The 3351-nt window shown below is 58.7% G+C and carries 3 protein-coding genes and 1 pseudogene; 2 read left to right on the top strand and 2 right to left on the bottom strand.

The genetic code is table 11. From position 1 onward, the window contains the following. Positions 1-81: 81 nt before the first annotated feature. On the top strand, positions 82-306 hold the full coding sequence (locus DEHOM01_RS09580; RefSeq protein WP_061212566.1) for a hypothetical protein: 225 nt from the start codon (positions 82-84) through the stop codon (positions 304-306). Here DEHOM01_RS09580 and DEHOM01_RS09575 read toward each other — a convergent pair. Then, a complete protein-coding gene (locus DEHOM01_RS09575; protein ID WP_061212565.1) occupies positions 303-902 on the bottom strand; it encodes a TetR/AcrR family transcriptional regulator in 600 nt (199 codons plus the stop codon). The genes DEHOM01_RS09580 and DEHOM01_RS09575 overlap by 4 nt on opposite strands. Before the next feature lie 76 nt (positions 903-978). Here DEHOM01_RS09575 and DEHOM01_RS09570 point away from each other — a divergent pair, with 76 nt between their 5' ends. Then, the gene (locus tag DEHOM01_RS09570) at positions 979-1965 is read left to right on the top strand and encodes an MATE family efflux transporter (RefSeq protein WP_061212564.1); all 987 of its coding nucleotides are present in this window, start codon (positions 979-981) and stop codon (positions 1963-1965) included. Between the two features lie 104 nt (positions 1966-2069). Here the strand turns inward: DEHOM01_RS09570 and DEHOM01_RS09565 are convergent. Then, positions 2070-3259: pseudogene (locus DEHOM01_RS09565) on the bottom strand (IS3 family transposase); the annotation flags it as partial. Between the last annotated feature and the right edge of the window lie 92 nt (positions 3260-3351).

Here is a 3351-nt window from a genome sequence, read left to right as displayed (position 1 = left end):
GGTAACTGATTTCTCAGTCCAACTAATGGGGAGCAGTTCAATCCGTGCCGGGCCTTTCGCTTTCCTGGCACACTGGCAGGCATGACTTCCCAGACGCCCCACGAACCGGGCAACTCGCGTTCTTCCGGCACTACCGGGCAGCAGGACATCATCATCGGGGTGATCGTCTTCCTGCTCGGGTTCCTCGCTATCGCCACAGCGTGGGGCACGATCTCCTACATGACAGCGCTGGCCAGCTGGATCGCTGGCATCGTTTTGGTTATGCGCGGAATCCGCAAGCACCGGGGTACTCCGCCGCAGGCTTAGCGTTCCCCCTGCGCACGCACCTCTAATCCGTCGAGCATCACGTCCAGAAGTTCCTCCTGAATCTCGGAGAAGTAATTCTTGCTCACGGCAGTCTCCGGAAGCGGACGCGTGATCACCCCTAAGCCAAAATGGACATCAAGGGGAGCAACCTTCTGCGGACATAGCCCGGCTGCTTTCGCCTTGTCGACTAGCGGTTCGTAGATCCGACGCAGGTCAGCCACACGGTTATCCACAATTTCACCTACCCCTTGCGTCCCGCCCGCAGTGCTGGCATTGAGGGCGCCGAAGAGCGCCTGCGCGAGCGCTGCCAGCTTCATCTCGCCGATGGCGTGCGCCGCGCCCCGCCAGGCATCCCGAGGGTTCTCATCGAACTTCTCCCGAGCCTCATTGATCACAGCCTCGATATCGGTCACGGCGCGGGCTCCGATTGCGTCGAACAGCTCAACGCGCCCAGGGAAATGCCTACTGGCCGTCGCTACGCCGACGCCGGCTTCCTTCACGATCGCCCTCATGGACACACCGGGTCCTTGCTCCACGAACAACTTTCGGGCTGCGTCGACAATGACGTCTCGGTTCGCTACTGCATCTTGTCTCACGCTTGCATCCTAACAAATGGAACACTATGCTCCAGTTTATAAGTGAAACGCAATGTTCCAGTTAAGGAGTTTGCCCATGTCAACAACCACGACCGAGACGCGAAAAGCGTCCCCAACACTTAAAGCCTTCGGTGTCATCCTCGGTATCCCGGTAATCATGGGACTCATGCTCTTTGCGTTCCTCGCCCCGAATTCCGCCTCTGGGCCCCAGGACGTCCCTGTTGCTCTGTCCGCACCCGAGCCCGTCATCGAGCAGATCACTCAGGGCATCAAAGACAAAGCCGGAGACGAGGCACCCGACATCCGCGTCATGGACAACCCAGAGACTGTGCGCGAGTCGATCCTGAACCGGGAAACGGTCGGCGGCATCGCCATCACCCCCGACGGAGCCACCACGTACACCGCCTCCGGAAACGGCGCACCGTACGTGCAGCTTATCGACGGCATCGCTGCCTCCCTCGAAGCCCAGAACATGCCCGTCGAACGCGAAGATCTCGCCCCCACAACCAAAGACGACCCGCAAGCAGCCGGCATCGCTCTGCTCGGCCTCCCGCTGGCTTTCGGCGGCATCATCTCGGCGGTCGTTGCAACGTTCCTGTTCCGTGGCAATAAATGGCTCAAGCTCGCCGTCCTCGTGGGCATCGCAGCTCTGGGCGCATTGGTGGCAACGTGGATGCTCCACTCAGTCTACGGAACGTTGTCCGGCAGCTTCGGCATGGAGTGGCTGGCGGTTTCCCTGGGCATCCTGGCCACGTCCATGCTCACCGCTGGCCTCGGCGCTGTGATCGGCACCGCAGGTGCGGGAATCGGTGCGATCCTGACGATCTTCCTGGCCAACCCGCTCTCCGGACTATCAACGGGTCCCTGGCTCCTCCCCGCCGGCTGGTCGACCCTCGGCCAGTGGATGCCCATCGGCGCGACTGGCCACCTCGTTCGGTCTCTGGCCTTCTTCGACGGCGGCGGTACCGGCGCAGCGTGGTGGGTCCTCGCGGCATGGATCGCTACGGGACTTCTGCTGCTGCTTTTCGACCGCTCGGCTAAGCTCGCGACCAAAACTGCATAAATCCAGTTAGTAGGTCGCAGTCAAAGCGCCCTCACGCGTGAGATCCGGCCCCGCAGGCAACAGGCCAATGTGAACTGGCCCCCGGAAGGTGGACTGGTTTAATTCTAGGCGGTTAGGGGTTCAAGGGTCTGATTCCGATATTGCATCGGGGTCAGGCCCTTGAGTCGTTGTTGGATGCGTTCGGTGTTGTACCATCCGATGTACTCGTCGATCGCCTGGTTGAACTCTGCGACCGTGTTGAAGACTTCACCGTGGTACATCTCTGTTTTCAAGTGCCCGAAGAAGTTCTCCATGACCGCGTTGTCGTAGCAGTTGGCTTTACGCGACATCGACTGCACACCACCGTTATCGCCGATCAGGTTACGCCAGGAGGCATGCTGGTACTGGAAACCTTGATCGGTGTGCATCATCCACCCGGGTTCAGGCGCACACGTTTTAATCGTCTTAGTTAAAGAATCGGTGGTCAACGCTGTCGACGGCGATGTAGCAACGGTGTGGGCAACGATTGAACGGTCGAACAAATCCATCACCGGCGACAAATACACTTTTCGGCCTGCGACCCTGAACTCGGTGACGTCGCTGACAAAGACGGTATTTGGCTTATCCGGGGTGAACCTGCGGTCAAGTGTGTTGTCAGCGATATGGCTGATCGTCCCAGCGTAGGAAACATACGGCCTACGCTGGCGGATTTTGGCTCGAAGACCCATCTGGTGCATGAGTTTGTAGACGAGTTTGTGGTTGACCACCCAGCCCTGGTTACGCAGGTCAAGTAGCACCCGCCGGTAGCCGTAGCGATGCTTGTTACGTTCGAAGCACTCCCGGATCGCGTCTTTGAGTGCCGCGTACTTATCCGGTTCGTTGAGTCGTTTCTGGTGGTAGAAGAACGTCGATCTTGGCATGTCTGTCGCATCCAAAAGGTATTGCAGACGATGCTGTGACTTGAGGATGACGATCGCCTGGACTTTCAGGCGCGTCCCTGATTCCTCAAGTCCCGCAATTTTTTTAGATAGGCGTTTTCCGCTTCCAACCGTGCGATCTGGCGTCGCAGCTTCTCTTCCTCCGAGAGCGGCTTCGGCGCGACCGAGCCTTTGGGTCTGCCCTTCGGCTTCGGTTTTAGTGCCTCATCGCCACCTTGACGCCATTTCCACGACCACCCTCTGACTAGCTGCTCTGATGACAGGCCAAATTCGCGCGCAAGATCCATCGCTGTCTCACCAGCACGGTGGCGCTCGGCAACTTCCTTCTTGATTTCGAACGAATACTGCTGGTTAGTTGGTTTCTCCACAAGACATAGCCTGCCATGCAGCTTAAACCGACGACAGAGCTTACGGACGGCGTATTTGGAGACACCAAGAGCATTCGCAGCGGCTTGATAGCTCATGCCTT

The sequence above is a fragment of the Dermabacter hominis NBRC 106157 genome, assembly GCF_001570785.1.
GTDB classification, from domain to species: Bacteria; Actinomycetota; Actinomycetes; order Actinomycetales; family Dermabacteraceae; genus Dermabacter; species Dermabacter hominis.
This window is presented reverse-complemented; position numbering and strand designations above follow the sequence as displayed.